Here is a 5,352-nt window from a genome sequence, read left to right on the forward strand (position 1 = left end):
TCCTCAAGGATGCCGCCGGCCATCCGGTCGTCAATCCGGCCAAGTTCAAATCGGTCGCCCGCAAGGCGATCCGCGAAATCGGCTACGAGCAGGCCGGCTTCCACTGGAAAACGGCGAAGATCGAGGTTCTGCTGCACGGCCAGTCGCCTGACATCGGCCAGGGCGTCGACAACGCTGCCGACCGTCAGGGCGAAGAGGGTGCCGGCGACCAGGGCATCATGTTCGGTTATGCCTGCCGCGAGACGCCGGATTTGATGCCGGCGCCGATCTACTACAGCCACAAGATCCTCGAACTGCTGGCTGCTGCCCGTCACGAAGGCAGCGGTGAAGCCGGCAGGCTCGGGCCGGATGCCAAGAGCCAGGTCACCGTTCGCTATGTCGATGGCAAGGCCGCCGAGGCGACGCAGATCGTGCTGTCCACGCAGCATCTCGATGCGAGCTGGGATTCAAAGAAGGTCCGCAAGGTCGTCGAACCCTATATCCGCGAGGCGCTGGGCGACCTCAAGATCGCCGACGATTGCATGTGGTACATCAATCCGACCGGCAAGTTCGTCATCGGCGGGCCGGACGGCGACGCCGGCCTGACCGGCCGCAAGATCATCGTCGACACCTACGGTGGTGCCGCACCCCATGGCGGCGGCGCTTTCTCCGGCAAGGACACCACCAAGGTGGATCGTTCGGCAGCCTATGCGGCGCGCTACCTGGCCAAGAACGTGGTGGCGGCGAAACTCGCCGACCGCTGCACCATCCAGCTTTCCTACGCCATCGGCGTCGCCCAGCCGCTGTCGGTCTATGTCGACTTGCATGGTACCGGCAAGGTCGACGAGGCAAAGCTCGAGGACGCGCTGCGCACGGTGATGGATCTGTCGCCGTCGGGCATCCGCCGTCACCTCGATCTCAACAAACCGATCTACGCCAAGACGTCGTCCTACGGCCATTTCGGCCGCAAGGCCGGCCGTGATGGGTCTTTCTCCTGGGAAAAGACCGATCTCGCCAAGGCGCTCAAGGACGCGGTCGCCGCCTGACAGCGGCGCCGCGAAGTCCCGCCATGGATCCGAAGGACAGACCAAGCCGCGCGACCGAAGCCTTTTTCGGTCGCCGGCGCGGCAAGACCATGCGTCCGCAACAGGCGGCCGCGCTGGAAAGCGGCTTCGGTGTATATCGGCTCGATCTGGCGGCCGAGCCGCCGGCCGATCTGCAAACTCTGTTTCAGACCGATGTCAGCGCGGTTCGCCTCGAGATTGGCTTCGGCGGTGGCGAACATCTCCTGCACCGCGCGACCGAGGCGCCTTCGATCGGCTTTATCGGCGTCGAGCCCTTCGTCAACGGCATGGCCAAGATGATGATGGCGGTGCGCGAGAAACCGCTCGCCAATCTGCGGGTTTATGACGACGACGCCACAAGGCTGCTCGACTGGCTGCCGCAGGCCTCGCTCGGCGGCCTCGATCTGCTCTATCCCGACCCCTGGCCGAAGAAGAAACACTGGAAGCGACGTTTCGTAAGCCCGGTCAATCTCGAGCGGTTCGCGCGCGTGCTGAAGCCTGGTTCAAAATTCCGCTTCGCCTCCGACATCGACACTTATGTCAACTGGACCTTGCTGCATTGCCGCGCGCATGGCGCGTTCGCATGGCAGGCTTGCGAGGCGGCGGACTGGCACCGGCCCTATGATGGTTGGCCGGGCACCCGTTACGAGGCCAAGGCCATTCGTGAGGGCCGGCGGCCGGCCTATCTTACCTTCATTCGGAAATAGGCTCGCGGTCTTAGAGCAATTCCAGGAAAAGTGTGAAACGGTTTTCCGTCCGGAATTGCGTCAAAGCTAGAATCGGCGGCCGATGCGATCGAAGGCGGCAGGCTCGACGCCGAGGTTGCGCAGGTCGTCGGCGCGCGGCCTGCGACCGGCTTCTACGGCCCGTGAAGCGGCCACGGCGCTGCCGAATACGGTGAAGAAGTCGCCTATTGCAGAAAATATCTTGCGATTGCTCATGATCATGTCCTTTCGCGCACGTGTGACGCACGGCCACCTTTGTGCAGCGCAGCGTAAGTAGGTGCGTTTCAGCGCCAATCCCATTGGGGCCGCCGCATGGGCGCCATGCGCTCCATGCAACGCTGGCGGGGGCCACCTCGATGGCAGCGTTGCCCGACCAGCATAGCGGGCTTGAAACACAGGCCGCGATCGTCTATATCAGCCTCAAATTCTTGGTCGGTATGACGAAGAGTGGGTCCACCCGGTCCCGCTCTTTTTTATTACCTGCCGATAACTTGGTAGAGAACGACAGGGCTTCAATGACTGCAACGGCAAGCGAGGGCGACGATCGCATCATCCGCGAAAGCGGCATCGATGCGCGCATCGCGCTGATCGTCCAGCCGGTTCTGCGCGGCATCGGCTTCCGCCTCGTGCGGGTGCATCTGTCGGGCCAGAACGGGCTGACGCTGCAGATCATGGCCGAACGCGAGGACGGCACCATGACCGTCGAGGATTGCGAAGAGGTCAGCCGCGCGGTGTCGCCGGCGCTCGATGTCGATGATCCGATCGAAAAGGCCTACCATCTTGAAGTCTCGTCGCCCGGCATCGACCGGCCGCTGGTCCGCAAATCGGATTTCACGACCTGGACGGGTCATCTGGTGAAAATGGAAACATCGATCGTCGTCGCCGACCGCAAGCGCTTCAAGGGCAAGATCGCCGAAGCCGGCGAAGACGATGTGCTGATCGAGCGCGACAAGGCAGCCTATGGCGAGGAGCCGACGGTGCGCGTCCCCTATGACGCGATTGCCGATGTGCGCCTGATCCTGACCGACGATCTCATCCGCGATGCCCTGTCGAAGGACAACAGGGCGCGCAAGGAAGCCAAGAAGCGCCGTGGCGAACCGGACGACGACGAGTCGGGTGCGGAAGCGGACGCCACGGAAGAACACGAACAGGAACTATGATTGAGCTGCCGGGCGCAAAGGTCCGGCAAACAAGCTCGGGAGAAAAACGATGGTTGTAAGCGCCAACAGACTTGAATTGCTGCAGATCGCCGACGCGGTCGCGCGTGAAAAGTCGATCGACAAGTCGATCGTCATCGCCGCCATGGCCGATGCGATCCAGAAGGCGGCGCGCTCGCGTTACGGTCAGGAGACCAACATCCGCGCCGACATCAACCCGAACACCGGTGAGATGAAGCTGCAGCGGCTGATGGAAGTGGTCGAGAAGGTCGATGACTACGCCACGCAGATCGCCATTTCCTCGGCTCGCGAGCGCAATCCCGACGCCCAGCTCGGCGACTTCATTGCCGAACAGCTGCCGCCCATGGATTTCGGCCGCATCGCCGCCCAGTCGGCCAAGCAGGTCATCGTCCAGAAGGTCCGCGAGGCCGAACGCGACCGCCAGTATGACGAGTACAAGGACCGCATCGGCGAGATCGTCAACGGTACCGTCAAGCGCGTCGAATACGGCAATGTCATCGTCGATCTCGGCCGCGGCGAAGCGATCATCCGTCGCGATGAGCTGATCCCGCGCGAGAACTACAAATATGGCGACCGCGTCCGCGCCTATGTCTACGATGTGCGCCGCGAGCAGCGCGGCCCGCAGATTTTCCTGTCGCGCACCCATCCGCAGTTCATGGCCAAGCTGTTCACCATGGAAGTGCCGGAAATCTATGACGGCATCATCGAGATCAAGTCGGTCGCCCGCGACCCAGGTTCGCGCGCCAAGATCGCCGTCATCTCGCGGGACTCATCGATCGATCCGGTCGGCGCCTGCGTCGGCATGCGCGGCAGCCGCGTCCAGGCGGTCGTCGGCGAATTGCAGGGTGAGAAGATCGACATCATTCCGTGGTCGCCTTCTGCGGCGTCCTTCATCGTCAATGCGCTGCAGCCGGCGGAAGTCGCCAAGGTCGTGCTCGACGAGGATGCCGAACGCATCGAAGTCGTGGTTCCCGACGACCAGCTGTCGCTGGCCATCGGTCGCCGCGGCCAGAACGTGCGTCTGGCTTCGCAGCTGACCGGCTGGGATATCGATATCCTGACCGAAGCCGAAGAATCCGAGCGCCGCCAGAAGGAATTCGTCGAGCGTTCGTCGCTGTTCATGGAAGCCCTCGACGTCGACGAGATGGTCGGCCAGGTGCTGGCCTCCGAAGGCTTCACCAGCGTTGAGGAAGTCGCTTATGTCGATTCCGGCGAGATCGCCTCTATCGATGGTTTCGACGAGGACACCGCTTCGGAGATCCAGACCCGCGCCCGCGAATATCTGGAGAAGATAGAGGCCGAGCACGACGACAAGCGCAAGGCGCTCGGCGTTTCGGACGAATTGCGCGAAATCCCCGGCGTCACCACCGCCATGATGGTGACGCTTGGCGAGGACGGCGTGAAGACGATCGAGGATTTCGCCGGCTATGCCGCCGACGACCTGACCGGCTGGAAGGAACGCAAGGACGGCGAGACAAAAGTCTATCCGGGCGTGCTGGCCAATCATGGCGTGACCCGCGCAGACGCCGAACAGATGGTTCTGGCCGCCCGCCTCAAGGCCGGCTGGATCACCGAAGACGAGCTTGCAGCCGAAGAAGTCTCGGCTGACGAAGCCGTTGGTGCGTGAGGTGAAACCGCATCGCACCGAACCCGCCCTTGGACGAGATGAACGATCGCACCTGCATCGTTACGCGCAAACAAGCCGAACCGGATGATCTGATCCGGTTCGTCGTCGGCCCGGATTCGGCCGTCGTTCCCGACATCAAGAGAAATCTGCCCGGCCGCGGTTGCTGGGTGAGCGCCGACCGCCTACATATCGACAAGGCTGCGGCGAAGAACCTCTTTGCCCGCGCCTTCAAGGCACAGGTGGTCGTGCCGCCCGATCTTGGCGGCATGGTCGACGGGCTGCTTTCCAGGCACGCTCTGGGCATGCTTGGTCTTGCCCGCAAGGCAGGCGCAATTTCGCTTGGTGCTACCAAGGTCGAGAGCGCGGTGCGCGGCGGATTGGCGCTTTTCGTGCTGCATGCTTCCGAGGCGTCCGATGACGGCGTGCGCAAGATCAGCCAGGCGCGACGGGCGACGGTCCATCTCGGTGGGCCCGCTATCCTTGCCTACAAACTTTTCTCCGAGGCCGAGTTGAGCTTGGCATTGGGGGGTACAAATGTGATACATGCTGCCGTTCTCGCGGGAGACGCGGGCAGGGCGGTCCAGAAGCGCATGGTTGCGCTCGACCGGTATCGGGGCGGTTCCCCGGACGATCTGGCAATGCTTGCGGCTGTTGCTGACGAAGATGATGCCGCAGAGGATATGGAATGAGCGATACGAAATCGGGTGACGACAATACGCTGAGTGTGACGCCGAAGAAGACCTTGACGCTGAAGCGCCCCGGTATGGAACAGGGCACTG

The 5,352-nt window shown here is 62.8% G+C and carries 6 protein-coding genes; 5 read left to right on the forward strand and 1 reads right to left on the reverse strand.

The features are described from left to right. Together metK and EN969_RS15290 are read left to right on the forward strand one after the other, a co-directional pair. Window positions 1-1,025 (forward strand): methionine adenosyltransferase (gene metK, locus EN969_RS15285; protein WP_127419222.1); only part of this gene is annotated, 1,025 nt, incomplete at its 5' end. Window positions 1,026-1,048: 23 nt separating this feature from the next. Beyond that, a complete protein-coding gene (locus EN969_RS15290) occupies window positions 1,049-1,750 on the forward strand; it encodes a tRNA (guanosine(46)-N(7))-methyltransferase TrmB (protein ID WP_024503462.1) in 702 nt (233 codons plus the stop codon). 66 nt (window positions 1,751-1,816) lie between these two features. Here EN969_RS15290 and EN969_RS15295 read toward each other — a convergent pair whose 3' ends face one another. Further along, complete coding sequence (locus EN969_RS15295) at window positions 1,817-1,984, reverse strand: hypothetical protein (protein WP_013527898.1); 168 nt, start codon at window positions 1,982-1,984, stop codon at window positions 1,817-1,819. A gap of 299 nt (window positions 1,985-2,283) precedes the next feature. Here EN969_RS15295 and rimP point away from each other — a divergent pair, with 299 nt between their 5' ends. From rimP to EN969_RS15310, 3 genes are read left to right on the forward strand one after another with little or no spacing between them, the layout of a single operon-like run. Beyond that, window positions 2,284-2,928, forward strand: coding sequence for a ribosome maturation factor RimP (rimP, locus tag EN969_RS15300; protein ID WP_013527897.1), 645 nt, complete (start codon window positions 2,284-2,286; stop codon window positions 2,926-2,928). Between the two features lie 49 nt (window positions 2,929-2,977). Beyond that, window positions 2,978-4,573, forward strand: coding sequence for a transcription termination factor NusA (nusA, locus tag EN969_RS15305; protein WP_013527896.1), 1,596 nt, complete (start codon window positions 2,978-2,980; stop codon window positions 4,571-4,573). Window positions 4,574-4,611: 38 nt separating this feature from the next. Then, entirely contained in the window at window positions 4,612-5,262 is a 651-nt protein-coding gene (locus EN969_RS15310) for an RNA-binding protein (protein WP_024503463.1), read from the forward strand. Window positions 5,263-5,352: the final 90 nt, after the last annotated feature.

The sequence above is a fragment of the Mesorhizobium sp. M7A.F.Ca.CA.003.01.2.1 genome (assembly GCF_003998945.1).
Taxonomy (GTDB): domain Bacteria; phylum Pseudomonadota; class Alphaproteobacteria; order Rhizobiales; family Rhizobiaceae; genus Mesorhizobium; species Mesorhizobium ciceri.

Coding starts and splice junctions, on each gene's coding strand:
- EN969_RS15290 (WP_024503462.1), top strand. CDS start 1,049: ATGGATCCGAAGGACAGACCAAGCCGCGCGACCGAAGCCTTTTTCGGT.
- EN969_RS15295 (WP_013527898.1), bottom strand. CDS start 1,984: ATGAGCAATCGCAAGATATTTTCTGCAATAGGCGACTTCTTCACCGTA.
- rimP (WP_013527897.1), top strand. CDS start 2,284: ATGACTGCAACGGCAAGCGAGGGCGACGATCGCATCATCCGCGAAAGC.
- nusA (WP_013527896.1), top strand. CDS start 2,978: ATGGTTGTAAGCGCCAACAGACTTGAATTGCTGCAGATCGCCGACGCG.
- EN969_RS15310 (WP_024503463.1), top strand. CDS start 4,612: ATGAACGATCGCACCTGCATCGTTACGCGCAAACAAGCCGAACCGGAT.